This window comes from Streptomyces longispororuber (assembly GCF_024448165.1).
In the GTDB taxonomy this organism is placed as follows: Bacteria; Actinomycetota; Actinomycetes; order Streptomycetales; family Streptomycetaceae; genus Streptomyces; species Streptomyces longispororuber_A.
The window spans coordinates 14,269-38,619 of sequence record NZ_JAMOLN010000088.1 but is presented as its reverse complement, the minus strand read 5'-3'; the positions used below and the strand labels follow the sequence as shown (position 1 = coordinate 38,619).

At 73.7% G+C, this 24,351-nt stretch carries 21 protein-coding genes; 9 read left to right on the top strand and 12 right to left on the bottom strand.

The features are described 5' to 3' along the window. The first annotated feature begins 259 nt into the window (after window positions 1-259). Window positions 260-1,141: a glycoside hydrolase family 16 protein gene (locus M4J07_RS24035; RefSeq protein ID WP_255975055.1), complete on the top strand. Its 882-nt coding sequence runs from the start codon at window positions 260-262 to the stop codon at window positions 1,139-1,141. Here M4J07_RS24035 and M4J07_RS24030 read toward each other — a convergent pair. Further along, a complete protein-coding gene (locus M4J07_RS24030; RefSeq protein ID WP_305128096.1) occupies window positions 1,125-2,048 on the bottom strand; it encodes a LysR family transcriptional regulator in 924 nt (307 codons plus the stop codon). The two genes, M4J07_RS24035 and M4J07_RS24030, sit on opposite strands and share 17 nt — an antisense overlap. Window positions 2,049-2,206: 158 nt before the next feature. On the opposite strand from M4J07_RS24030, the gene M4J07_RS24025 reads away from it, so the two are divergent. Continuing rightward, window positions 2,207-3,013 carry an EamA family transporter gene (locus M4J07_RS24025; RefSeq protein WP_374215074.1) on the top strand — a complete coding sequence of 269 codons (807 nt, stop codon included), beginning with the start codon at window positions 2,207-2,209 and terminating at the stop codon, window positions 3,011-3,013. Between the two features lie 6 nt (window positions 3,014-3,019). Here M4J07_RS24025 and M4J07_RS24020 read toward each other — a convergent pair whose 3' ends face one another. From M4J07_RS24020 to M4J07_RS23995, 6 genes are all read right to left on the bottom strand, one after another. Continuing rightward, window positions 3,020-4,114, bottom strand: coding sequence for a hypothetical protein (locus tag M4J07_RS24020; protein WP_255975054.1), 1,095 nt, complete (start codon window positions 4,112-4,114; stop codon window positions 3,020-3,022). Between the two features lie 128 nt (window positions 4,115-4,242). Next, window positions 4,243-5,313 (bottom strand): DUF917 domain-containing protein, encoded by a 1,071-nt coding sequence (locus M4J07_RS24015; RefSeq protein WP_255975053.1) that lies wholly within the window; start codon window positions 5,311-5,313, stop codon window positions 4,243-4,245. Then, window positions 5,306-6,868: a hydantoinase/oxoprolinase family protein gene (locus M4J07_RS24010; protein WP_255975052.1), complete on the bottom strand. Its 1,563-nt coding sequence runs from the start codon at window positions 6,866-6,868 to the stop codon at window positions 5,306-5,308. The genes M4J07_RS24015 and M4J07_RS24010 overlap by 8 nt, the downstream gene beginning before the upstream one ends. Window positions 6,869-6,920: 52 nt before the next feature. After that, window positions 6,921-8,324 (bottom strand): purine-cytosine permease family protein, encoded by a 1,404-nt coding sequence (locus M4J07_RS24005; RefSeq protein WP_255975051.1) that lies wholly within the window; start codon window positions 8,322-8,324, stop codon window positions 6,921-6,923. Window positions 8,325-8,427: 103 nt separating this feature from the next. Next, window positions 8,428-9,768 (bottom strand): hydantoinase/oxoprolinase N-terminal domain-containing protein, encoded by a 1,341-nt coding sequence (locus M4J07_RS24000; protein WP_255975050.1) that lies wholly within the window; start codon window positions 9,766-9,768, stop codon window positions 8,428-8,430. Beyond that, window positions 9,765-10,769: a DUF917 domain-containing protein gene (locus tag M4J07_RS23995; RefSeq protein ID WP_255975049.1), complete on the bottom strand. Its 1,005-nt coding sequence runs from the start codon at window positions 10,767-10,769 to the stop codon at window positions 9,765-9,767. Before M4J07_RS23995 ends, M4J07_RS24000 begins: the two co-directional genes overlap by 4 nt. 88 nt (window positions 10,770-10,857) lie before the next feature. On the opposite strand from M4J07_RS23995, the gene M4J07_RS23990 reads away from it, so the two are divergent. Then, window positions 10,858-12,393: a PucR family transcriptional regulator gene (locus M4J07_RS23990; RefSeq protein ID WP_255975048.1), complete on the top strand. Its 1,536-nt coding sequence runs from the start codon at window positions 10,858-10,860 to the stop codon at window positions 12,391-12,393. A gap of 25 nt (window positions 12,394-12,418) precedes the next feature. Here M4J07_RS23990 and M4J07_RS23985 read toward each other — a convergent pair whose 3' ends face one another. After that, the gene (locus tag M4J07_RS23985) at window positions 12,419-13,555 is read right to left on the bottom strand and encodes a magnesium and cobalt transport protein CorA (protein ID WP_255975047.1); all 1,137 of its coding nucleotides are present in this window, start codon (window positions 13,553-13,555) and stop codon (window positions 12,419-12,421) included. 108 nt (window positions 13,556-13,663) lie between these two features. On the opposite strand from M4J07_RS23985, the gene M4J07_RS23980 reads away from it, so the two are divergent. Then, window positions 13,664-14,764, top strand: a complete 1,101-nt coding sequence (locus M4J07_RS23980) for a winged helix DNA-binding domain-containing protein (RefSeq protein WP_255975046.1) — start codon at window positions 13,664-13,666, stop codon at window positions 14,762-14,764. A 29-nt stretch (window positions 14,765-14,793) separates the two neighbouring features. Here M4J07_RS23980 and M4J07_RS23975 read toward each other — a convergent pair whose 3' ends face one another. Next, window positions 14,794-15,438, bottom strand: coding sequence for a LysE family translocator (locus tag M4J07_RS23975; protein ID WP_255975045.1), 645 nt, complete (start codon window positions 15,436-15,438; stop codon window positions 14,794-14,796). An 82-nt stretch (window positions 15,439-15,520) separates the two neighbouring features. On the opposite strand from M4J07_RS23975, the gene M4J07_RS23970 reads away from it, so the two are divergent. Continuing rightward, complete coding sequence (locus M4J07_RS23970) at window positions 15,521-16,432, top strand: LysR family transcriptional regulator (RefSeq protein ID WP_255975044.1); 912 nt, start codon at window positions 15,521-15,523, stop codon at window positions 16,430-16,432. 105 nt (window positions 16,433-16,537) lie between these two features. Beyond that, window positions 16,538-16,720, top strand: a complete 183-nt coding sequence (dmpI, locus tag M4J07_RS23965; protein ID WP_255975043.1) for a 4-oxalocrotonate tautomerase DmpI — start codon at window positions 16,538-16,540, stop codon at window positions 16,718-16,720. Window positions 16,721-16,750: 30 nt separating this feature from the next. Here the strand turns inward: dmpI and M4J07_RS23960 are convergent, their stop codons facing one another. After that, window positions 16,751-17,554, bottom strand: a complete 804-nt coding sequence (locus tag M4J07_RS23960; RefSeq protein ID WP_305128100.1) for a helix-turn-helix transcriptional regulator — start codon at window positions 17,552-17,554, stop codon at window positions 16,751-16,753. 156 nt (window positions 17,555-17,710) lie between these two features. On the opposite strand from M4J07_RS23960, the gene M4J07_RS23955 reads away from it, so the two are divergent. Both M4J07_RS23955 and M4J07_RS23950 read left to right on the top strand, forming a co-directional pair. Continuing rightward, window positions 17,711-19,408, top strand: coding sequence for an AMP-binding protein (locus M4J07_RS23955; RefSeq protein ID WP_255975041.1), 1,698 nt, complete (start codon window positions 17,711-17,713; stop codon window positions 19,406-19,408). Further along, window positions 19,405-21,027 carry an AMP-binding protein gene (locus tag M4J07_RS23950; protein ID WP_255975040.1) on the top strand — a complete coding sequence of 541 codons (1,623 nt, stop codon included), beginning with the start codon at window positions 19,405-19,407 and terminating at the stop codon, window positions 21,025-21,027. The genes M4J07_RS23955 and M4J07_RS23950 overlap by 4 nt, the downstream gene beginning before the upstream one ends. A gap of 21 nt (window positions 21,028-21,048) precedes the next feature. On the opposite strand, the gene M4J07_RS23945 is transcribed toward M4J07_RS23950, so the two are convergent. After that, window positions 21,049-21,558 carry a GNAT family N-acetyltransferase gene (locus M4J07_RS23945; protein ID WP_255975039.1) on the bottom strand — a complete coding sequence of 170 codons (510 nt, stop codon included), beginning with the start codon at window positions 21,556-21,558 and terminating at the stop codon, window positions 21,049-21,051. Between the two features lie 41 nt (window positions 21,559-21,599). After that, window positions 21,600-22,298 (bottom strand): hypothetical protein, encoded by a 699-nt coding sequence (locus M4J07_RS23940; RefSeq protein ID WP_255975038.1) that lies wholly within the window; start codon window positions 22,296-22,298, stop codon window positions 21,600-21,602. A 228-nt stretch (window positions 22,299-22,526) separates the two neighbouring features. Between M4J07_RS23940 and gcl the strand changes: the two genes are divergently transcribed. Beyond that, a complete protein-coding gene (gene gcl, locus M4J07_RS23935; protein ID WP_255975057.1) occupies window positions 22,527-24,305 on the top strand; it encodes a glyoxylate carboligase in 1,779 nt (592 codons plus the stop codon). The last annotated feature ends 46 nt before the right edge of the window (window positions 24,306-24,351 follow it).

The following is a 24,351-nucleotide window of genomic DNA, read 5'->3' as shown; positions in this document are numbered from 1 at the left end:
CACCCACGGCCCTGACCGCTCCGGCGGTCCCGCCGATCCCGATCCCGATCCCGATCCCGATCCCGATCCCGATCCCGATCCCGACCCTGACCCCGACGGCTGCGACGAAGGTGACTTGTCACCGGAAACGGTTACCGCACGGGTCTCCATCAACTCCCGCCAGTCCAGGACCTCTTGACGCCCGCGCGCCCCGGCTGCACCATGACCGCCCGGGAAAGCGTTTTCTATCCGGGAGAACGCGAAACCGAAGGGTGGGTCCATGCGCCATCGCCGCACCGCCGCACTCGCTCTGCTGGCCGCGGGAGCCCTGCTCGCCGCGCTGCCCGCACAGGCCGCCGAGCCCGGCACCGCCGCCACGTCATCCCTCGTCGACCCGGCCACCCCGGCCGACGCGCAGCCCCTGTCCACCGGCACCGCCCCCGCCGCGGCCGCCCAGACCCTGGTGTTCAGCGACGAGTTCGACGGCACCACCGTCAGTACCGCCCGCTGGACCGCCCGCGACCAGGAGCGCTCCGGCGCCGCGGGCACCGACCGCTGGTGGTACAAGCCCGCCAACGTGCGCACCGACGGCAACGGCGCACTCGCCATCGACGTCAAGCAGCTGGCGGAGGGCCAGTACTCGGGCGGCCGCATCGACAGTCAGGGCAAGTTCGACTACACCTACGGCACCATCGAGGCCCGCGTGCACACCCCGGCCCTCACGAACGGGCACCTCGCCGCCGTCTGGCTCCAGGCCGACGCGGGCCTCACCCCCGGTGGCGCCGTCGACGGCACCGCGCGCGACGGCGCCGAGATGGACATCACCGAGACGAACTACCAGGCCGACAAGTACTCGGTGACCCTGCACTACGACGGCTACGGAGCCGACCACAAGTCGTCCGGGACCGTCGCGGACGCACCCGGCCTGCACAGCACCTGGTACCACACCTTCGGACTCAGCTGGACCCCCACCCAGCTGCAGTTCCTGTACGACGGCACCGTCGTGCGCACCGTCACCGACCCCCAACTCATCAGCCAGGTGAAGGAGTTCCCGATCCTCTCGCACGAGGTCCTGGACAACTGGGCCGACGGCTCGGTCCACGACGAGACGTTCGACTGGCACTCCACCATGTACGTCGACTACGTCAGGGTGTGGCAGTAGGCCCGTAGAGCTCGGTGAGCAGAGCGATCGCCGCGTGGGTCCGCGGGTGCGGGTCGTGCTGGTTCCAGAGCGTCTGGACCGGGACCGGCGCGGCGTCCCTGACGGGGCGGTAGACGACGCCCTCGCGCCGGTACTGGGTCACCGTGGCATGCGGGGTGATGCCGACGCAGCGGCCCGCGGCGATCGCGTCGAGCCAGTCGTCCACGTCGGCCGTGTACTCCACGGCGGGGCGCGCCTCGCGCGGCCACAGGCCGACCGTCGTGGTGCCGGTGCGGCGGTCCACCGCCAGGGTGCGGGCGCGGATCTCGGCGAGCGGCACGGACCGCCGGCGCGCCCACGGGTCGTCGGAGGCCATCGCCACGTAACGCCGTTCGTGGCCGACCGTGGCGTGGCCGTACCGGCTCGGGTCGACCGCCGCCGTGCGCACGACCGCGAGATCGCAGGCGCCCTCGGCGAGCCCGGCCGTGGGGCTGTTGTGGCGGACCAGGAGCAGTTCGACGTCCGGGTACCGCTCCCGCCAGCGCCGCTGGAACTCGGCGGTGTGCCGGCCGAGCGAGCCCCACGCGTGCCCGATGCGCAGCCGGGTGTGCCCGGTCGTCGCCTCCCGGACCAGGTCGTCGGCGTCGGCCAGCAGATGCCGGGCCCGCTGGATGACCTGCACCCCGGCCGTCGTCGGGGTGATCGCCCGGCTCGTCCGGTGCAGCAGGCGGACCCCGAGGACGCGTTCGAGGGAGAGCAGGGTGCGGGAGACCGCCGCCTGCGAGGTGCCGAGCTCGATCGCCGCGTCGGTGAAGCTGCCCGAGTCGACGATCGCGATCAGACACCGCAGGTGCTTGAGCTCCAGCCGCGCCGCCCGCCCGTCGTCGTCCCGCGCCCGGTCCCTCTCCTGTTCCCTTTCCTCATGCATACGCCCAGCGTATAGACAGCGCGCCGGATGCATTTTGCGTATCCGGCGCACGGTCCCATCGTCGGACCGTGGACCTGAGGACACGTACCCGTACCCGTACCCCTGCACGGACGACTGACGGCGCACCCGCACGGGCGCGCGGCGGCGGTCTCGCGCTCATGCTCGGCAGCGGGCTCTCGAACCAGATGGGCGCGTCGCTGGCCGCGCTCGCCTTCCCCGTCATCGGCCCGGTGGGCGTGGTGGCCGTACGCCAGTGGGTGGCCGCCGCCGTCCTGCTGGCGGCGGGGCGGCCCCGGCCGCGCGCGTTCACCGCGGCGCAGTGGCGGCCGGTGCTCGGCCTCGCCGTGGTGTTCGCGACCATGAACCTCACCCTGTACACGGCCATCGACCGGATCGGGCTCGGTCTCGCGGTGACGCTGGAGTTCCTCGGGCCGCTCGGCGTGGCCCTCGCCGGCGCGCGGCGCCGCACCGATCTGGGCTGCGCGCTCGCCGCCGCCGCGGGGGTCGTGGTGCTCACCCGGCCGCGGGCCGGCACCGACTACCTCGGCATCGGCCTGGCCCTGGTCGCCGCCTGCTGCTGGGCCGCGTACATCCTGCTCAACCGCACGGTCGGGGCGCGGCTGCCGGGGCTCGCCGGGTCGGCCGCGGCGGCCGGCGTCTCCGGGCTGCTGTACGTGCCGGTCGGCGTCACGGTCCTCGTCCTGCACCCGCCCACCGCGCTCGCGCTGCTCGGCGCGCTCGCGGCGGGCGTGCTGTCCTCCGCGGTGCCGTTCCTCGCCGACCTGCTGGCACTGCGCCGGGTGCCGGCCCGCTCCTTCGGCGTCTTCATGAGCGTCAACCCGGTCTTCGCGGCCCTGATCGGCCTGCTGGTCCTCGGGCAGCGGCTCGACGTCGCGTCCTGGGCGGCGATCGCGGTGATCGTCACGGCCAACGCGGTGGCCATCGGGACGGCGGCCCGCCGCTGACCGGTGTCACCCGCGGGTCGCGGCCCCGCAGCGCTCGCCGTCGGACTCGTTCATCCGCTGGTCCATCGTCGTACTGCGGTCGTACGGGTCGACGGACGGGCCGTCGCCCGGCTGCCGTTCGGAGCCGAACTCGGGGACGAGATAGCCGCCGGAGGTGTCGCAGCCGCCGTTGGTCGTGTCCACGCTGTACGAGACGGCGGAGAACGTGCCGGGCTCCGTGACGATCTTCGCCGGGTCGTCCCAGCTCATCACCACCTCGCGCCGCACGATCGTGCGGGCCACCTCGGTGCTGTCCCGCTCGGGCCGCGTCACCGGGTACACATACGTCACGTCGGTGTGCACCTCGACCGCGCCGCGCTCGCCCTCCTCGTACGTCACCCGGCCGCGGGTCTTGACCACGTCGCCGACGAGCCGGGCCTTCGTCTGGTCGAAGCGGCTGAACAGGAGCAGCGGGTTGTTCTTCCGGCTCGGTGAGGTCAGGGACGTCGTGAGGAACTTCCGCACGTCGCTCTGGTGCGGGTTGAGGTAGGCGATCGCCTTCGCCGGCCGCCCGCCGCGCAGCACGCCCGGGTCGAGGCTGGACGCGACGAGGAAGTCCCGGCTGCGCTCCAGCGTCCGCGCCACCTGTGCCTTGCTCATCCAGCCGGTCGCCCGTGCCGGCGGCATCCCGATCCCGGCGGCGCCGTCGCCCCAGCGCGCGGCGGGCGACCCCTTGAACGGCTCGTCAAGGGTGGGCCTCCCGGCCGCCTCGGGCGGTGGACCGGTGGGGCGCGCCGACTCCGCGGCGAGCGGTGCGGCGTCCTCGCCGCCGCCCCCGAACCAGCCGGTCACCCGCCCCGGGTCCAGGGCCACGACCACCAGCGCCACGGCGGCCAGCACGCCGAGCACCGGCCATATGCGTCCGCGGCGCGGCGCGGCGGGCCGATGGCTGCGCCACCCCTCGGGCGGCCCCTGTTCCTCCCGCAGCCGCCGCGTCACCATGCGGGCCCGCGCCGACGGCTCCTTGGGGGCGTCCCGCACCCCCTCCGCCGACTCCCTGAGGAACCGCTCCCATTCCTCGTCCGATGCGGACGAACCGCCTTGTTCCCCACCCGAGTTCACGCTGCACCCCTACGTCGACGTCACCGGACGAGAACGGAATATACGTGCTCGACCTGCGGCGGAGCCGCCCCGCGGGATCGCACCGTGGCGGGGCGGACCGCCTGCACGGCGGCCCGCCCCAGGGGACTTCAGCTCCCGAACGGCAGATAGTCCGTCTCGTAGCCGAAGTAGCGCGGACCGGCCAGCGCCAGTCCGCCCGGCGACGTCCAGCGCGGGTCGCAGCGGGCGGCGAGCACGGAGACGCGCAGACCGTAGCGGAGCCCCTCCGTGGTGACCGGCTCACCCGTCTCGCTGTCCAGGACGCAGATCAGGTCCGGCGTCGTCGCGACGGTCACCCCGTCCCGGGTGGCCAGCAAGTGCTCGTTCTGGAAGTCGAGTTCGAGGACCCGGCCCGTGTCGGCGCCGGTCCCCTCGATCCTGGCGCGGCCCCGTGCGAAGCCGCCCTCCGTGCGCCGCGAGACGTCGACCACCTTGCCGGTGAGCAGCGGCACGCCGTCGAGCATCGTGACGGCCGCCGCCACCGGGTCGCTGTGCTCGGCGCGCGCCGCGCGGACCGCGGCGCCGAGGTTCTCGGCGAGGGTGAGGGTCGCCGGGACCAGCCCGTCGGCCAGCTGGTCGCCGCGCAGCACCGTGTCCGCACAGGAGATCTGGCAGCCCAGCTCCACGCAGACCGCACGGGCGATCGCCTCCGCGGCGTGGTTGTCGACCGCCTCCACGATGATCGTGCTGCCCTTGTCGTCGGCCAGCGCCATCGGGGAGTTGGAGACGCCGATCAGTCCGGGCAGCACCATCTGCGCCTCGGGGAAGGCGCGGCCCATCGCGTCGCCGTCGACGATCGGCAGCCCCGCCTCGGCGGCGCAGGCGATCGGCAGCATCGAGTTGACGCCACCCACCTCGATCGGCGCGATGTGCGTGGCCGGACGGCCGAGGTGCTTCTCCAGGGCGCGCAGCGCGGCCAGTTCCTCACCGCCGTTCGGGACCCGCTCCAGCAGCACGGTGGGCGCGCCCATCCCGGAGACCGGCACGACCGTCGCGTCGGCCGGCACCTCGTCGATGTCGACGACCCTGACCGGTCCGTTGCGCCGGATCGCCTCCCGGGCCAGCAGCTTGCCGATGTACGGGTCACCGCCGCCGCCCGTGCCGAGGATGCCGGCGCCGCGCGCGATGTCGTCCAGGTTGTCGAGGGTGATCTCACGCATGGCGGGCCGCTCCGGTCTTGATGTGGTTCAGGTCGAGGTCGCCGACCGCCTTGACCCGGATGCGGGTCGCACCGCCGGGCAGATAGGCGAGGGGGACCTCCTCGATGTCGACGACGCGCACCGTGCCGCGCCGCGCCCCGGCGTCCTCGGCGCGGCCCACGGCCTCCTCGCGGGCCTGCGCGAGCACCGACTCCCGCTTGCCGTCGGGGACCTGGAAGACCCGGTCGACCTCGCCGCCGACCTGGGCGATGGCCGCGCCGACCGCGTTCGCGACGCCGAAGTTGCCGGGCAGGCGCACGTCGTCGAAGCCGGGCAGCGCCTCCGGTACGAGGACGGACCCGCCGCCCACCGCGACCACCGGCAGCGGCGCCGCCGACGTCCGCATCCGGTCGACGCTCTCCGCGAGCCGCTCGGCGATCCGGGCCAGGGCACGGTCGACGAACTCCCGGTCCAGGTGGGCCACCCGGGACGCGTCGCCGATGTCGGCGCGCCCGGCGGCCACCGCCAGGTCGGTCGCGGTCAGGGTGGCGCCGCCGAAGACCAGCGCCTCCTCGGTGAGCCGGTAGCCGACCGAGCGCGGGCCCGTCTCGCCGTCGTCGCCGACCAGTGAGCCGCCGCCGATGCCGAGCGAGAGGACGTCGGGGATGCGGAAGTTGGTGCGGATGCCCGCCGCCTCGCTCTCCCCGGCCGCCTCGCGCGGGAAGCCGCCCTGGAGGATGCCGACGTCGGCCGTGGTGCCGCCGACGTCGACCACCGCGCAGTCCGCGAGCCCGGACAGGAACGCCGCGCCGCGCATCGAGTTCGTCGGTCCCGACGCGAACGTCGCCACCGGATACGTACGGGCGAAGTCCACGTCCATCAGCGTGCCGTCGTTCTGCGACAGGAAGAACGGCGCCGTGACCGACACCTCCGCGAGTGCCTTGCCGAACGACTCCACGATGTGCGTGGCCAGGTCGCGCAGCGCCGCGTTCACGATCGTCGCGTTCTCCCGCGCCAGCAGCCCGATCCGGCCCAGCTCGTGGGAGAGCGAGAGGTGCACGCCGTCGCCCAGCTCGGCGCGCAGGATCTCGGCGGCCCGCCGCTCGTCGTCCTCCGCGACCGGCGAGAAGACGGACGAGATCGCGACCGAGCGCAGGCCCTTCGCGGCGATGTCCGCGGCCGTCCGGCGCAGCTCGTCCGGGTCGAGCGGGGAGAGCGGGCGGCCGTCGAACTCCCGGCCGCCGTGGCACAGATAGCCGTGCCCGCCGACGGCGGCGCGCTGCCGCTCGGGCCAGTCCGTCATCGGCGGCAGCGCCGCCGTCGCCGGCAGGCCGAGCCGGACCGCCGCGACGGGTGCGAGCCGGGCGCCCTCGATGAGCGCGTTGAGGAAGTGGGTGGTGCCGATCATGACCGCGGACACCTGGTCCACGGGCGGGTCCAGGGCCCGGATCGCCGCCGTCACGCCGGAGGTGATGTCCGGCGTCGTCGGCGACTTGGCGGCCGAGATCACCCGGTCGTCGTCCCCGAGCAGGGCGGCGTCGGTGTTGGTCCCTCCGACGTCGATACCGATGCGCATGGTGCTGCTTTCCTTGGTGGGTGAGGGAGGTGGTGCGAAGTGCGGGCGCGCGTCAGGCGGCCGCCGCTTCTGCTTCCAGTTGGGCGGCCGGGCGCGAGGGCTGGGCGACCGGCAGCTCACGGGCGCCGCGCACCAGACCGAGTGCGCCGCACGCCACGTAGCCGAGACCCGCGAGGACGAGCGAGTTGAGCGCGGGGATGCCCCACCACTGGTAGTGGTCGCCGAGCCAGCCGACAAGGGAGGCGAGGGCCCACAGCGCGATCGTGGCGGGCACCCAGGAGGGCTCGGTGTCGGGCAGCCGGCCCAGCGCGCGCGAGGCGTCGAGCTGCGGCCGCCACTTCTTCACCACGAAGTACTCGGCGACCATGATCCCGGCGACCGGCGGCGTCAGGACGCCGAGGATCGTCAGGAAGTCCGTGAAGTGGTCGAGGATGCCCGCGGCGGCCGCGAACGAGCCGAGCACCCCGATGACGACCGTCGTCGCGACCCGGCCGAGCCGGATCCCGGACAGCGACTCGACCGCGTTGATCAGCCCGAGCGCCGAGGAGTACAGGTTCCAGTTGTTGATCTTCACGGTGGCGGAGACCAGCACGATGACCCCGACCACGCCGGAGCTGGACGTGATGATCGCGATCAGGTCCGAGGACTTCACGGCGTACGCGAGCAGCACACCGGCCAGACCGAGCACGTACTCGCCCAGCGAGATGCCCACGAGGGTCTGCTTGACGACGTCGCCGGTCGAGCGGTTGAAGCGCGTCATGTCGGGCGTCGTGACCGCGCCCACGATGTACGAGCCCGCGACGATCGTGGCGCCCGTGGCGATGGAGATGTGCGCGCCGAACGGCGCCGAGCCGACCAGGTCGGTGAAGCTGTGCCGGGAGATCTGCACGGTCATCGCCCAGCCCGCGAGACCGAGGAAGGCGGGCACCGTGACGAACGCGGTCCAGCCCATCGCCCGGAAGCCGCGCAGCACCAGCAGCGTGACCGCGAGCCCGCAGATCAGGCACCAGGCCCACAGCGGGACCGACGGCACGATCGACTGCAGACCGGCGGCGAACACCGCGGTCTGCACACCGAACCAGCCGAACAGGCTCACCGCGATGACCAGGCCGATGATCGTCGACCCGTACCGCCCGAAACCGGTCCAGCGCACCAGCACCGATGTCGACAGGCCCTCGCGCATGCCGGCGATGCCGACGAAGATGCAGACGACCTCCAGGATCACCGAGCCGAGCGTGAACGCCCAGAACGCGCCCCAGAACGACAGCCCCGCGCCCAGCGTCGCGCCGAGCAGGAACTGCGTGAGGTCGGAGAGCTGGCCGAAGCGCTGCACGGCCACGTTGAACCAGGAGTAGCGGGCGGACGTCGGGACCCGTTCGAGCGGGTAGTCCTCGTCGGTGCCGGCGGCGGGTCCGGTCTCGGGCGCCTGGGCCGGCGCCGTCGTCGAGTTCGTCATGGGGACAGTCCTTGGAGGGAATCGGGACAGGGCAGGGGAGCACGGCGGCGTGACGCCGAACCACCGTGTGGTGAGCGGGAGTCGGGAAGCGGGAGGGTCGGGCTTACAGGGGTGCGGGCGGGCCCGACGCGCGGGCCCGCAGGAGTACCGCACCCGGCAGGTACGGCACGTACTCCTCGGGATCGAGCACGGTGCGCACCCGCCGGGGATCGGCCCCGGCCCGCACGGCGCTGGCCCGGGCCAGCTCGCGCACCTCGTCCCGTACGGCGTCCAGCGCGTCGGGACGGCGCACGATCCGCTCGCAGGAGCCGCCCACCGGGGAGGCCGCGGCGCCGAACGCGCCCGCCACGTCGCCGTGTTCGGGACGCACGACGTCACAGCCGGGCAGCGCCGCGTCCGGCACCCGGTGGGCGCCGCCGCCGACGAGGACCACCGGGAGCCGGCCCGCGGCGGGCTGCATCCGGTCGGCCGCCTCGGCGATGTCGCGGTGCGCGGCGGCGTCGACGGTGAGCAGATCGGGGAAGCGCAGGATCACCGGGACGCCGCCGATGTGCTCGCCCGGCGCGGCCTCGCGCGGGTAGCCGCCGCTCAACACGCCCACCCGGGCCCGCCGTTCACCGACGTCGACGACGACCGCGTCGCCCACCCCGGCGAGCAGCCCGGCGCCGCGCAGCGTGCACGCGGGGCCGGAGCCGAGGCTGAGACCGGGCTGGCGGCGCAGGTAGTCGAGGCTCATCAGGGTGCCGTCGTGCCGGGTGACCAGCACGCCGGCGCCCGGCGCGAGCCCGAGGCCGGGCAGCGCCGCCGTCAGCTCGTCGGCGACCCGGGCCACGAGCACACAGAGCGCCGCGTCGAGCACCGTGGCGTTCTCGCGCTGGATCAGGCCGAGCGCGCCGATCTCGCCGGACAGCAGCACCGGCACGTCCTGCCCGGCCCGCTCCCGCAGGATCCGGGCGGCGGCCCGCTCCTGGGCGCCGTCCGCCGGCGAGAACACCGAACTGACCGCGAACGCCTCGGCGCGGCCCGCGAGCTCCGCCCCGAACGCGGCGACCGCCGCCTCGTCCAGCGGGGCCCCGTCCAGCGGCGCCAGACCACTGCCGCCCGCCACGTTCGCCACCCCGGCGCACACCGCCGCGCGCAGCTCATCGGGCCAGCCGAACAGCGGCCGCACGGTGTCGGCGGCGGCGCCCCCGATCCGCAGGACCCCCACCTGCGCGAGCCCGGACCGCTCGGTCACCGCACGGGCGGCGACCCGCAGTCCCACGGCCAGCGTCACGGCGCGGGCCCGCACGTCGGCCGGCAGTTCCTCGACGGCGGCGGCCAGTGAACCGATCGCGTCGCCCGGCCGGGACGGCACCTTCACGGCGGCCACCGGGCGGGTGTCGTCCAGCAGCACGGCGTCGGTGCTCGTGGGGCCGACGTCCACGCCGACGGTGACGGTCACGGCGCCACCTCCCGCTTCAGACCGGCGAGCCCGAAGGCCTCGGGGCCGGCCAGGCGCAGCCCCGCCTCCGTGTACCAGACGGCCGCCGAGGGGAACGTCACGAGCCGCACCCGCAGCCCGTACCGCACCTCCTCGACCGGCACCGCCCAGCCGGTGCGCGCGTCGATCAGGGCGATGACGTCCGGCACCAGCGCCAGCGCCCGGCCGTCCTCCATCGCGGCCACGAACTCGCTGCGCGCCCGCAGCACCACGAGCCGCCCCGCGTCCCCACCGGTGCCCTCCAGGAGGACGGAGGCGGCGCCGTCACCGGGTCGCTGCACCGACGCCACCTTGCCGGTGAGGACCGGGTCGAGGTCCTCGCCGCGGCCGAGCGCCAGCGCCGTCGTCACGGAACCCCGCACGGCGTGCCGGGCGGCCTGCCCGGCACTGAGCGGATAGTCCGCGGAGACGGCTCGCCCGCCGAACACGGCGACGACCGGCCGCGCCAGCTCCTCCAGGAACGCGCCGTCGACGTCGTCGAGGACGACGGTGCGCCCGTACTCGTCGGACAGCACGGCGGGGAAGGGCGACAGCCCGGCGAGCTCCAGCACGTTCTGGTCCAGGCGCGGGAACGCCCGGCCGATGGAGTCCGCGTCCAGCAGCGGCACCCCGAGCCGGGCCGCCCACGACACGGTGAAGCAGCCGTTCTGCCCGCCGATCTCACCGCACATCACGGCCGCGACCGGCCGCCCGTGCAGCTGCTCGACGCGCGCCGCCAGCCGCCCGGCCTCCCCGCGCCCGCCGATCCGCTCCGCGGCGACGGCCGGCGAGCCGACCAGGCTGACGGGCAGCACCAGCGCGTCCGTGGGCAGCTCCTCCGGCGCCACGACGGGCACCGGGCCGCACTCCTCGATCGCCTGCGCGGCGACGGGCAGCGTGTCGGCGACGGGGCCGCCGCCCCCGGAACCGAGGACGGCGCAGCCCCGCGCGAAGTCGGTGAGGGCCTGCGCGTCCAGATGCATGCCCTCAGCGTACGGAGCCGCGCCGCACGTCCCATGGGCCGACAGCCCAAGGTTGCGCCATGCGGTGTGCGCGCAGCACACTTCCGGCATGCCGACCCTCGCCGAGCTGCTCACCGCCCCGGGCCTCACCGGCCTGCACCACCTGGCAGGACCGCTCGACGCCGCACCGGTGACCGGTGTGCGCCTGGAGACCCGCGCCGACCGCATCCCGGCGGTCCCGCCCGGCACCGTCGCGATCCTGCTGTCCGCCGTCCCCGGCCATCTGCTGGACGTGGCGGTACGGGACGCGGCGGCGGCCGGCGCCACCGCGCTCGTGCTCGCCGGGGACACCCGGGACGGCGCGCCGCCCTCCCGCACGCCCGACGCCTACCCGGGCGTCGTCCCCGGCGCGTACCTGCCCGCCGCCCCCGCCCCCGCGCGGGCCCTGGACGACGCGGCCCGCGCCACGCTCCGCTCCCTCGCCGACCGCGGCCGGGTCGCCGTCCTGGAGGCCACCGGCGATCTCGCCGCGCTCGTCGTCGCGGTCGACCGGGCCGTGGCCGGGGACGCCGCCGACGCACTGGCCAGGGTCGCCGCCGCCGCGCAGCGGCTGCCCGGGGACGCGGGCGACCCGGAGCGGGCCGCCGCCACGGCCGCGCGGGCTCTCGGCGTGCCCGTCGAACGCCGCGCCCCCGGGCCCGGCGAGACGGGGGCGAGCGCACCGGGACCCGACGGCGAGATCGCCCTCGCCGCGCCGGATCGCCCCGGGCACGCCGGCACCGCCGCCCGCTGCGTCCTCGGCATGGCCGTCCTCGCCGCGGCCGGCGGCGGCCACGGCGACCTGCCTGTACGGTCCCGGGGACACCTCCTCGCCGAACTCCTCGCCGCGCCGCAGGAGCGCACCGCGGGGCTCGCCGCGCGCGGCCGGGCGCTCGGCCTGCCGGTCGACGGCCACCACACGGCGCTGCGCGTCGAGGCGCCGGGCCTGCCGCCCGCCGACCGCTACCACCTCCTCGACAGCCTCACCGGCCAACTGCTCACCCGGCTGCGCGCCCCCGGCGACGGCACGCACTGGCACGCCGCCCTCGTCGACGACGCCCTCGTGCTGCTCGGCACCCGCGCGGCGGCGCCCGGCCCCGAGGCCCGCAGGGACACCCTCGCCCTGGCCCGCCGCACCCTCGACACGCTCGGCGCCCACCACCCCGAGGCCGGGCTGCGCGGCGGCCTGGGCGCCGCGCACCGTGGTCCCCTCGGCATCCGCACCTCGGCCCGCGAGGCCCGCGCGGCCCTCCTGGCACCGCCCGACGGCACCTCGGTCAGCGCCCACGACGCGGCGGGCCTCGACCGCATGCTGCTGGAGTGGTACGCCTCCGACACGGCCCACGAGGCGACCACCGAACTCCTCGCGCCGGTCCTGAAGCTGGGCCGGGACAAGGCGGAACCCCTCCTGCGCACCCTCCAGGCCTACCTCGACCACAACAACTCCCCGGCCCGCGCCGCCGACCTTCTCCACCTCCACCGCAACGCGGTCGGCGCCCGCATCCGCCGCATCACGGACCTCACGGGCGCCGACCTCGCCGACCCGGACACCCGCCTCGCCCTCCAACTGGCCTGCCGGGCAAGGCTGTCGGGGATGCGGCCCTGAGACCGGACCCCGGACTCCCCGGCCCCTAGAGCCAGTCGCGCCGCTTGAAGATCATGTACAGGCTGACGCAGACGACCCCCATGAGGCCGATCGCGAACGGATAGCCGAAGTGCCAGCCGAGCTCCGGCATGTTCTCGAAGTTCATGCCGTAGATCGTGCCGACGAGGGTCGGCGCGAAGAGGATGGCGGCCCACGACGAGATCTTCTTGATCTCCTCGTTCTGCTCGAAGCCCGCCTCCGCCAGCGCCCGCATCTCCGCGTTCTGCTGCTGCGTCACCAGCGTCGCGTTGACCGTCAGGATGTCGGTGAGGGCCTGGCGGAAGCCGTCGACGCGTTCGCTGGTGTGCGTGACGTGGTCGGCGACGTCGCGCAGATAGCGCTGGAGTTCCTCGTCCGTGCCGTACTTCGCGAAGCCCGCCATCAGGCCGTGCAGCATGCCGACCAGCGGGCGGGTGGAGCGCTGGAACTCGACCATCTCGCGGGAGAGTTCGTAGATGCGGCGGGAGACCTCGGGGGCGCCGGAGAAGACCTCCGTCTCGATCTCGTCGACGTCGTTCTGGACGCCCGCGACGACCGGGGCGTAGCCGTCGACGACCGCGTCGAGGATCGCGTACAGGACCGCCTCGGGGCCCAGGCGCAGCAGGTCGGGACTCTGTTCCATGCGGCGGCGGACCGCCGAGAGGTCGGGGGCCGCGCCGTGCCGCACGGTGATCACGAAGTCCGCGCCGACGAACACGTGCAGCTCGCCGAAGTCGACCTCCTCGGGGGCGTCGAGGTAGCGGGCGGCGCGCAGGACGACGAAGAGCGTCTCGCCGTACCGCTCCAGCTTCGGCCGCTGGTGGGCCTCCAGCGCGTCCTCGACGGCGAGCTGGTGCAGGTCGAACTCGGCCGCAAGGGACTTGAGTTCGGCCTCGGTGGGCCGGGCCAGACCGATCCACGCCATCGTGCGGGGCTTCTCGCGCAGCTGCCGGTACGTGTCCGTCAGTGTCGCGGGGCTCGCCACCCGCACTCCGTCCCGGTACAGCGCCGCGTGCACGATGCTGTCGGCCGGCTCCGCCGCGGCGGCCGGTTCGGGGGCCGGTGCGGTGGGCGGCTCGGTGCGCGGGCGCGGGTCCGTCCCCCGGCGCCAGGTGTAGCGGCGTCCGTCCTGCCGTCGCGGCATCGCCGCCTCCTTCCGTCGGGTTGCGGGCAGCGTAACCAGCGAAGGTGACGTGCACCGGCAGCGGCATCGCGGACAGTGGCTGACCGCGACCCCCGCTACGGTCCCCGTATGACGACGAAGCCGATGACCGCACGCGCACTGGGCCGGGCCACCCTGGAGCGGCAGCTGCTGCTGCGGCGCAGCCCGATGAAGACCGAGGAGGCCGTCGCGCACCTCGTCGGACTCCAGGCGCAGGAGGTCCGCCCGCCCTATCTCGCGCTCGCCGCCCGGCTCGACGGCTTCACGCCCGCCGACCTCTCCGACGCCCTGGAGCAGCGGCGCGTCGCCCGGATCGTCACCATGCGCTCGACGATCCATCTGCACACCGCCGACGACTGCATGACGCTGCGTCCGCTGGTGCAGCCCGCCCGCGAGCGCGAGCTGCGGATGTTCCGCAAGGGCCTGGTGGGGGTGGACCTGGAGCGGCTGTGCGCGCTGTCGCGGACGTACGTCGAGGAGGAGCCGCGCACCCCGAAGCAGATCAGGGAGCGCCTCCTGGAGGAGTGGCCGGAGGCCGACCCGCAGTCCCTGTCGATCGCCGCCCGCTGCGGTCTGCCGCTGGTCCAGGTCACCCCGCGCGGGCTGTGGCGGCGCAGCGGCGGCGTGCGACTGACCACCGCCGAGCAGTGGCTCGGTCAGGAACCCGTCGCGACGCCGGCGCCCGACGACACGATCCTGCGCTACCTCGGCGCCTTCGGACCCGCCTCCGTGAAGGACTTCCAGCAGTGGGCCGGGCTCACCCGCACCAAGGAGGCCTTCGAGCGGCTGCGGCCCCGCCTCGTGACGTTCCGCGACGAGCACGGTGTCGAGCTCTTCGACCTGCCCGACGCGCCCCGGCCCGACGAGGACACCCCGGCACCGCCCCGGCTGCTCGCCGAGTTCGACAATCTGCTCCTGTCGCACGCCGACCGCACCCGCGTCGTGCACGAGGCCGACCGGGGCCGCAACTGGCAGGTCAACACCGCCTACTTGACGTTCCTCGTCGACGGGATGCTCGCCGGCCTGTGGACGCTCACCGAGTCCGCGACGGGATCCGCCCTCACCCTCGAACCCTTCGGGAAGCTCACCCGCGCCCAGCGGGACGAGCTCGTCGCCGAGGCGGAGCGCACCGCGGCCGTCCTGGAGGCGCAGGGCCCGGTCACCGTGGACTTCGGCACCGTGCGCACCTGACCCCGTCACCTGGCCCCGTACGCCCCGGCTCAGTCGGCGCGGCCCGTCGCCGCCACCGCCACCCCGAGGCCGATCAGCGCGAAGCCGCCCGTTCCGCCGATCATCGACAGGCGTCGGTCCGAGCGCGCGAACCAGGTGCGCGCCGCCGACGCGGTCAGCCCCCACAAGGTGTCCGTGACCAGCCCGATGGAGATCGGGATCAGGCCCAGCAGCAGCATCTGGGCCGGGACCCGGCCCGCGTCGTGGTTCACGAACTGCGGCAGGACCGCCGCGAAGAACACGATGCCCTTCGGGTTGGTGACGCCCACCAGGACCCCGTCGAGCACGGTCCGCAGATCCCCGCGCGCGGGCCCGGCCGGCCCCTGGATGTCCGACGCCTTCATGTCACGACGGTGCCGGAACGCCTGGACGCCCAGGAACACCAGATACGCCGCGCCCGCCAGCTTCACCGCGACGAACAGGCCCGCCGAGCGCTCCACCAGCGAGCCGATGCCCAGCGCCACCGCGACGACCAGCAGGTACGAGCCGAAGACATTGCCCAGCGCCGTCGCCACCGCCGTGCGCCGCCCGTGCGCGAGCGCCCGGCCGATCACGAACAGCACGCTCGGCCCCGGGATCACGATCACCAGCAGCGACATCGCCGCGAACGCCAGACACCGGTCGGTCGACACCATGTGCAGCTCCCGTCCCTTTCCAAGACCAGTGAAGACCATCCCACTGACAACGGGCCCCGGTCCCGCGTTCTAGGGTCCCGTCATGGAACTGCGTCAGCTCGCCTACTTCGTGACCGTCGCGGAGGAACTGCACTTCGGGCGCGCGGCCGAACGGCTGCACATCGTCCAGTCCGCCGTGAGCCAGCAGATCCGCCGGCTCGAACGGGAGCTGGGCGCCGACCTGTTCGACCGTTCGCCCCGGCACGTGCGGCTCACCGGAGCCGGCGAGAGGCTGCTCCCCGAGGCGCGGACCGTGCTCGCCGCCGCCGAACGGGCCCGGGCCGCCGTCGCCCGCCGCACCGTGCTGCGCGTCGGCACCAGCACCGGGCTCGGCACCCACCTGGACCGGGTGCTCGACGCCTACGCGGAGCTCGCACCGGGGACCGGCGTCGAGCTGGTGTCCGTGCCGGCGCGGGAGCGGACGGCCCAGGTGCGCGACGGGCGCCTCGACGCGGCGTTCCTGCGGGCCGGGGCCGACGGCCCGGAACCGGCGGAGGGTCTGCGCGCCGTGCCCGTGTGGCAGGAGCCGCTGATGGCGGCCCTCCCGGCCAGGCACCCGCTCGCCGCCGCGCCGGACGTCGCCGTCGCCGACCTCGCCGGACTCCCGCTCGGCCTCACCGAACGGCGCGACCACCCCGCCCTGGTGGACCTCGTCGTCGGCGCCTGCCACGACGCGGGCTTCGCCCCGCGCCCCGGGCCGCGCACCGGCACGCTCCAGGACACGCTCGCCATCATCGGCGCCGGGGCGAACCCCCTGTGGACCGTCGTGTACGCCTCCCACGCGCGCGTCGTGCACAGCTCCCGCGTCGCGTTCGTACCCTTCCGGTCACCCGGGCTCGCCCTGACCACGGTGCTCGTCGTCCGGGACGGGGAAGGGGACGGCGACGACGCCCTCCGCGCCTTCCGGGAAGCCTGCCGGAAACCGGCGCCGAGCAGCGACGATCACGATCACTGATCGCTGTGGTCGCGGTCTGCCCCTTGGTCGTGGCCCGGCGCCGCGATGGACTGGATCCGTCAGCGGGAGCCCCCCTGACATCCGCTCCGCACAGGGAGTTCAGCCATGCCGATCGTCACCGTCCAGCAGGGTCCCCGCGACGTCGAGGCCAAGCGCGAGCTGGTCAGGCGGATCACCGACGCCTTCGTCGACTCCTACCAGGTCCCCGCGGAGACCGTCAGCGTGTGGATCCACGAGGTCCCGAAGGACAGCTGGGGCTCGGCGGGCAAGCTCACCGCCGACAAGTAGACAAGCAGCGGCCGCGGCCGCGCGGGGCCGCTACGGCAGCAGCCCCGCCCGGCGCGCCGCCACCACGGCCTCGCCCCGGGTGTGCGTGCCCAGCTTGCGCATGGCGGACCGGAGGTAGCCCTTGACGGTCTCCGGGCGCAGCCCGAGCCGCTCCGCCGCCACCGCGTTCGTCGCGCCCCCCGCCACACACGCCAGGACGTCCACCTCGCGCGGCGCGAGCACCACCGTCGCCGCCCGCTCCAGCGGCGCGGCGGCCGACGCCAACCGGCCGCACACCGCGAGGAGTTCGCCGCGCAGGGCCGGATCGACGATCCTCGGGGCGAGCGCCCGCAGCGCCCCGTGCGCCTCCCGGACCTCCTCCCACGCGGCGGAGCCCTCGGCCGCCGGGGCGGACGCGGCGGCGAGCAGCGTCTGCGCCTCGTCCCGGACGAGGAGCGCCTGCTCCACGTCGCGGGCCGCCGCCACGGCCGCGGTCAGCGCCCGGTCGCCCAGCGGCTGGGCCGCGCGCAGCGCCCCGTACAGGACGCCCCGCACCCGGCGCCGTACGACGACGGGCACCGCGAGGACCGAGCGCAGGCCCTCGGCCGCGACCGCCGTGTCGTACTCGTGGCTGATGTGCCGCGAGCCCTGGTAGTCGGTGACGGCGCAGGCCCTGGCCAGGGAGAGGGCCTTGCCGCCCAGACCGTTGCCCGCGGCGATGGCGAGGCCGCGCAGCGCGGACGTGGTCGCCCCGCTCAGCTCGGCGATCCTGACCTGGCCGGTGCCCGCGGTGAGTCCGCCGAACGCCACCGGCAGACCCGTGCCCCGGCGCAGTCGCACCAGCGCCGCGCGCATCTCGGCCCCCTCGGCGGGTTCTGCGCTCACGTTCCATCCCCTTGCCGTGCCGGTCACCCCCGTTCGGGGGTGGCGAGATCCACGTCACGGACTACACGATGAAGGCACGGTCCGCAATGACGCGGGACGCGGGACATGAGGACTCCAGGAGCGCACATGACGACGGCGAACGGACCCACGCAGCAGTTCCGTACGGCCCGTGACTTCCTGTTGCAGCACGCCCAGGACTACGAGACGGCGTACGAGGGCTTCGCCTGGCCCCGGCCCGACCGGTTCAACTGGGCCCTCGACTGGTTCGACGTCATCGCGGAGGGCAACGGGCGCACGGCCCTGCACATCGTCGAGGAGGACGGCCGCGAGATCACCATCTCGTACGGCGAGATGTCCGTGCGCTCGGACCAGGTCGCGAACTGGCTGCGAGCCCAGGGGGTCGGGGCCGGCGACCGGATCCTCCTGATGCTCGGCAACCAGCAGGAACTCTGGATGACCATGCTCGCCGCGATGAAACTGCGCGCCGTCGTCATCCCGGCGACGCCGCTGCTCGGCTCCGCCGATCTGCGGGACCGGATCGAGCGCGGCCGTGCCGCGCACGTGATCGTGCGCGCCGAGGACGCGGCCAAGTTCGACGACGTACCCGGTGACTACACCCGGATCGCCGTCAAGGACGCGGGCGCGGACCCCGTGCCCGGCTGGCTCGACTTCGACGACGTCTTCACCTCGGGCACGAGCGCGGACTTCGAGCCCGACGGCGACACCCGCGCCGACGACGCGCTGCTCCTCTACTTCACGTCCGGGACGACGGCCCGCCCCAAGCTCGTCGAGCACACCCACGTGTCGTACCCCGTGGGCCACTTGGCGACGATGTACTGGATCGGCCTGCGCCCCGGCGACGTCCATCTGAACATCTCCTCGCCGGGCTGGGCCAAGCACGCCTGGTCGAACTTCTTCGCGCCGTGGAACGCGGAGGCGACCGTCTTCCTCTACAACTACACGCGCTTCGACGCGGGCCGGCTGATGGCCGCGATGGACCGTGCGGGCGTGACCTCGTTCTGCGCGCCGCCCACCGTGTGGCGCATGCTGATCCAGGCCGACCTCACCCAGCTGCGCACGCCGCCGCGGGAGGTGGTCGCCGCCGGCGAGCCGCTCAACCCCGAGGTCATCGAGCAGGTCAAGCGGGCCTGGGGCGTCACCATCCGGGACGGCTTCGGGCAGACCGAAACCGCCGTGCAGGTCTCCAACAGCCCCGGTCAGCTCCTCAAGTCCGGCTCCATGGGCCGCCCGAGCCCCGGTTTCAAGGTCGAGCTCCTCGACCCGGTGACCGGCCGGCCCGGCGCCGACGAGGGCGAGATCAGCCTCGATCTGTCCGCCCACCCCGTCGGCCTGATGGTCGGCTACCACGGCGACCCGGAGCGCACCGCGGAGGCGATGGCGGGCGGCTACTACCGCACCGGCGACATCGGCTCCCGGGACGAGGACGGCTACCTGACGTACGTGGGGCGCGCCGACGACGTGTTCAAGGCGTCCGACTACAAGATCAGCCCGTTCGAGCTGGAGAGCGCGCTTCTGGAGCACGAGGCGGTCGCCGAGGCGGCCGTCGTGCCCGCCCCCGACGAGCTGCGGCTCGCGGTCCCGAAGGCGTACGTCGTGCTCGCCGAGGGGTACGAACCGGGCCCGGACACCGCCAAGCTGCTGTTCGAGCACTCCCGCGCCGTGCTCGCCCCGTACAAGCGGCTGCGCCGCATCGAGTTCGGCGAACTGCCCAAGACGGTCTCCGGCAAGATCCGCCGCATCGAACTGCGCGAGGCCACGGCGAAGGGCTCGGCCGCCGAGTACCGCGAGGAGGACTTCCGGTGACGGACCAGCAACAGGAACTCTCGTACGCGCACGGGACCAGCGAGGTCCCGCTCCTCGGCGACACCGTCGGCGGCAACCTCCGGCGCGCCGTTGCCGCCTGGCCGGACCGGGAGGCGCTCGTCGACGTGCCCAGCGGGCGCCGCTGGACGTACGCCCGAATCGGTGCGGACGTCGACCAGCTGGCGCGCGGGCTGCTCGCGCGCGGCGTCGCCAAGGGCGACCGCGTCGGCATCTGGGCGGTCAACTGCCCCGAGTGGGTCCTCGTCCAGTACGCGACCGCGCGCATCGGCGCCGTCATGGTCAACATCAACCCGGCCTACCGCGCCCACGAGCTGGCCTATGTGCTCAAGCAGTCGGGGGTGTCCGTGCTGGTGTCCTCGCCCGGGCACAAGGGCACCGACTACCACGCACTTGTCCGCCAAGTGGGCCCCGAATGCCCGGAGTTGCGGGACCGCGTCTTCATCGGTGAGCACAGCTGGGACGCCCTCCTCGCCGGCGGCTCCTCAGTGCCGGACGAGCAACTGGTCGCCCGCGAGGCCGAGTTGTCCTGCGACGACCCGATCAACATCCAGTACACCTCGGGCACCACCGGCTTCCCGAAGGGCGCCACGCTCTCCCACCACAACATCCTCAACAACGGCTACTGGGTGGGCGAGACGGTCGGCTACACCGAGCAGGACCGGGTCTGTCTGCCCGTGCCCTTCTACCACTGCTTCGGCATGGTGATGGGGAACCTGGGCGCCACCTCGCACGCCGCCTGCATCGTCATCCCCGCGCCGTCCTTCGAACCGGCGGCGACGCTGCGGGCCGTGCAGGAGGAGCGGTGCACGTCCCTGTACGGCGTGCCGACGATGTTCATCGCCGAGCTGAACCTGCCGGACTTCGCCTCCTACGACCTGAGCAGCCTGCGCACCGGCATCATGGCGGGCTCGCCGTGCCCGGTCGAGGTGATGAAGCGGGTCGTCGCCGAGATGCACATGGCGGAGGTCTCCATCTGCTACGGCATGACCGAGACGTCCCCGGTCTCCCTGCAGACCCGCCGCGACGACGACCTGGAGCGCCGCACCGGCACCGTCGGCCGTGTCCTGCCGCACATCGAGGTCAAGGTCGTCGACCCGGTCACCGGGGTCACGCTGCCGCGCGGCGAGGCCGGCGAGCTGTGCACCCGCGGCTACAGCGTGATGCTCGGCTACTGGGGAGAGCCCGAGAAGACCGCCGAGGTCATCGACGCCGGACGCTGGATGCACACGGGCGACCTGGCGGTGCTCCGCGAGGACGGCTACGCGCAGATCGTCGGCCGCATCAAGGACATGATCATCCGCGGTGGCGAGAACGTCTACCCGCGCGAGATCGAGGAGTTCCTGTACGGGCATCCGCGGATCGCCGACGTGCAAGTGGTGGGCGTGCCGCACGAGAAGTACGGCGAGGAGGTGCTGGCCTGCGTGATCCTGCGCGACCCGGCGCAGCCGCTCACGCTCGACGACGTCCGCGACTACTGCCGCGACCAGCTCGCCCACTACAAGGTGCCGACCCGGCTGCGCGTCCTCGACGCGTTCCCGATGACCGTCAGCGGCAAGGTCCGCAAGGTCGAACTCCGGGAAGGGTACGGCGAGTCGTAGGGCTCCGGCGGGCGCCGTGCGCTACAGGTCCCGCCGCATGCAGACCCTCGGCCACCGGTCGAGACCGTGCGCCGCCTCGGCCGCGCGGATCCGGCGCAGGCCCGGCGTGAGCCCGGCCGCGGCGAGCCGGCGAAAGCCCAGACGCTCGTAGTACGGGGCGTTCCACGGCACGTCGGTGAAGGTGGTGAGGGTGAGACCGGCCAGGCCCCGGTCGCGCGCGCAGTCGGCGGCGTACGCGACCAGGGCCCGGCCCACCCCGCGCCGGGCGGCGTCCGGGTGCACGGTGACCTGCTCGATGTGGAAGGCGCCGTCCACCGGCTCGCCGACCAGGTACGCGATGGGGGGCCCGGACTCCTCGTCGACGGCCACCCAGGCGTGCCCCGCGTCGGCGTACCGCGTCAGCTCGGCCACGGTGGGTGGTGCGTCGTCGGCGATCGCGTCCATGCCGAGCGTACGGAAGACCTCCCCGGCGGCCGTCTCGATGTCCTGGAGGCGGGGCAGGTCGGGGCGGGTGGCGTCGCGAATGATCACCGGGCCAGTATCTCCGCGCCACCGGGCGGCGCCCCAGCGCTTTACGCGCCGCCCGCGATGAGTTCGTCCGCCGGGCTGTTCACCGGCTGCGGCACCCCGGCCAGGTCGAGGACGAAGAGCGGGACGCCCAGGTCGTCGGCGCGGGTGCGGGCCTCGTCGGCGTATCCGGCCAGCGAGAAGTAGACGCACGTCGCCGACTCGGTCATCGACTGGAGCCACAGGCACTCCACGTCCCGCACCGTCGCGGGCCGCACCGACGGCTCCACCTGGGCGACGACCCCGCGCGCCGCGAGACCGATGCCGGACGGCGGGCGCTGGTCGGCGCGGCGGACGTCCCGGTAGCCGAGCCAGCGCAGATAGAGCGCCGCGGCGGTCACCGCGTCCCGCGCCGTGCGGATGGCGACGGGTTGGAACGCGGGCCGGGGCGTCGGCGCCGTCCGGGGCAGCGGGATGTGCGACGGCGTCGCGGGCGCGTGGTCATCGCTCTGCACCGGGACGCGCAGCACCGTGCCGCAGTCGCAGCCGACCTCGGGCACCGGCCACCGGTCCCGGCGGCCGCACATGGGGCAGCGCAGCGTGACCCAGTCGTCCGCCCAGGTGCGGTCGCTGACCGGTTCGGCCGCGGCGCCGCGCACCAGCGGCGGGGCCACCGGGGCGCCGCAGGCGCAGGGCAGTACGGCGGGCGTGCAGAGGTGCTCGCGTCGGCACGCCGGGCATCGCACGCGCATGGGTTCGGCCACGGCACACCCCCTGGGTCGCACGGTTTCCGATCGACGTCGGTCTCATCATCCACCTTGACGGCCTCCGAGACCCCCCTCTACATTGCTTCCATATAGCAGAACCTACTTTCCGCATTGTGAAAGTTAACGGAATTCAGAGCTCGCCGCGGGGCGCGACGGGAGCGCGAATCCGACAGCCGGACAGCAAGCAGTCAGTCACAGCAGAAGTCGGGAGCACTCATGGCTCGAATGACCGCCGCCCGCGCGGCCGTTGAGATCCTCAAGCGCGAGGGCGTCACGAACGCGTTCGGCGTGCCCGGTGCCGCCATCAACCCCTTCTACAAGGAGCTCAAGGAGAGCGGTGGCATCGACCACACGCTCGCCCGCCACGTCGAGGGCGCCTCGCACATGGCCGAGGGCTACACGCGGGCCAACCCCGGCAACATCGGGGTCTGCATCGGTACGTCGGGCCCGGCCGGCACCGACATGATCACCGGCCTGTACTCGGCGACCGGCGACTCGATCCCGATCCTGTGCATCACGGGTCAGGCCCCGAGCCACCTGCTGCACAAGGAGGACTTCCAGGCGGTCGACATCGCCACGATCGCCAAGCCGGTCACGAAGATGGCGGTCACCGTCCTGGAGGCCGCGCAGGTCCCCGGCGTCTTCCAGCAGGCGTTCCACCTGATGCGCTCGGGCCGTCCCGGGCCCGTCCTCATCGACCTGCCGATCGACGTCCAGCAGACCGAGATCGAGTTCGACGTCGAGACGTACGAGCCACTGCCGGTCTACAAGCCGGCCGCGACCCGCGCCCAGATCGAGAAGGCCGTCAAGCTCCTCGTCGAGTCCGAGCGTCCGCTGATCGTCGCGGGCGGCGGCATCATCAACGCGGACGCGAGCGACCTGCTCGTCGAGTTCGCCGAGCTCACGAACACGCCCGTCGTGCCCACCCTGATGGGCTGGGGCACCATCCCCGACGACCACGACCTGAACGCGGGCATGGTCGGCCAGCAGACCGGCCACCGCTACGGCAACGCCACGTTCCTGGAGTCGGACTTCGTCCTCGGCATCGGCAACCGCTGGGCCAACCGGCACACCGGCTACAAGCTGGACGTGTACCGCGAGGGCCGCACGTTCGTCCACGTCGACATCGAGCCGACGCAGATCGGCAAGATCTTCGCGCCGGACTACGGGATCACCTCCGACGCCAAGGCGGCCCTGGAGCTTTTCGTCGAGGTCGCGCGCGAGCTGAAGGCCGCGGGCGAGCTGCCGGACCGCTCCGCGTGGGTCGCCTCGCACCTGGAGCGCAAGGAGACCCTCCTGCGCCGCACGCACTTCGACGACATCCCCATGAAGCCGCAGCGCGTCTACGAGGAGATGAACAAGGCGTTCGGCAAGGACACGCGGTACGTGACGACCATCGGTCTGTCGCAGATCGCGGGCGCCCAGATGCTGCACGTCTACAAGCCGCGCCACTGGATCAACTGCGGCCAGGCGGGCCCGCTCGGCTGGACCATCCCGGCCGCGCTCGGCGTCTCCAAGGCCGACCCGGACACCCAGGTCGTGGCGCTCTCCGGCGACTACGACTTCCAGTTCATGATCGAGGAACTGGCGGTCGGCGCCCAGCACCGCATCCCGTACGTCCACGTCCTGGTGAACAACGCCTACCTGGGCCTGATCCGCCAGGCACAGATCGGCCTGGACATCAACTTCCAGGTCAACCTGGAGTTCGAGAACCAGAACAGCCCCGAGCTCGGCGTCTACGGCGTCGACCACGTCAAGGTCGCCGAGGGCCTGGGCTGCAAGGCGATCCGGGTGACGGACCCGAACGAGCTCGGTGCCGCCTTCGAGCAGGCCAAGAAGCTCGCGCAGGAGTACCAGGTCCCGGTCGTCGTCGAGGCGATCCTGGAGCGCATCACCAACATCTCGATGAGCCCCACGGCCGACATCAGCGCGGTCAAGGAGTTCGAGGAGATCGCGACGGAGCCGGGCCACGCGCCCACGTCGATCCGTCCGCTGAAGGTCTGACGCACCCGCCGAAGGGGGCGGTCACCGGTGCACCGGTGACCGCCCC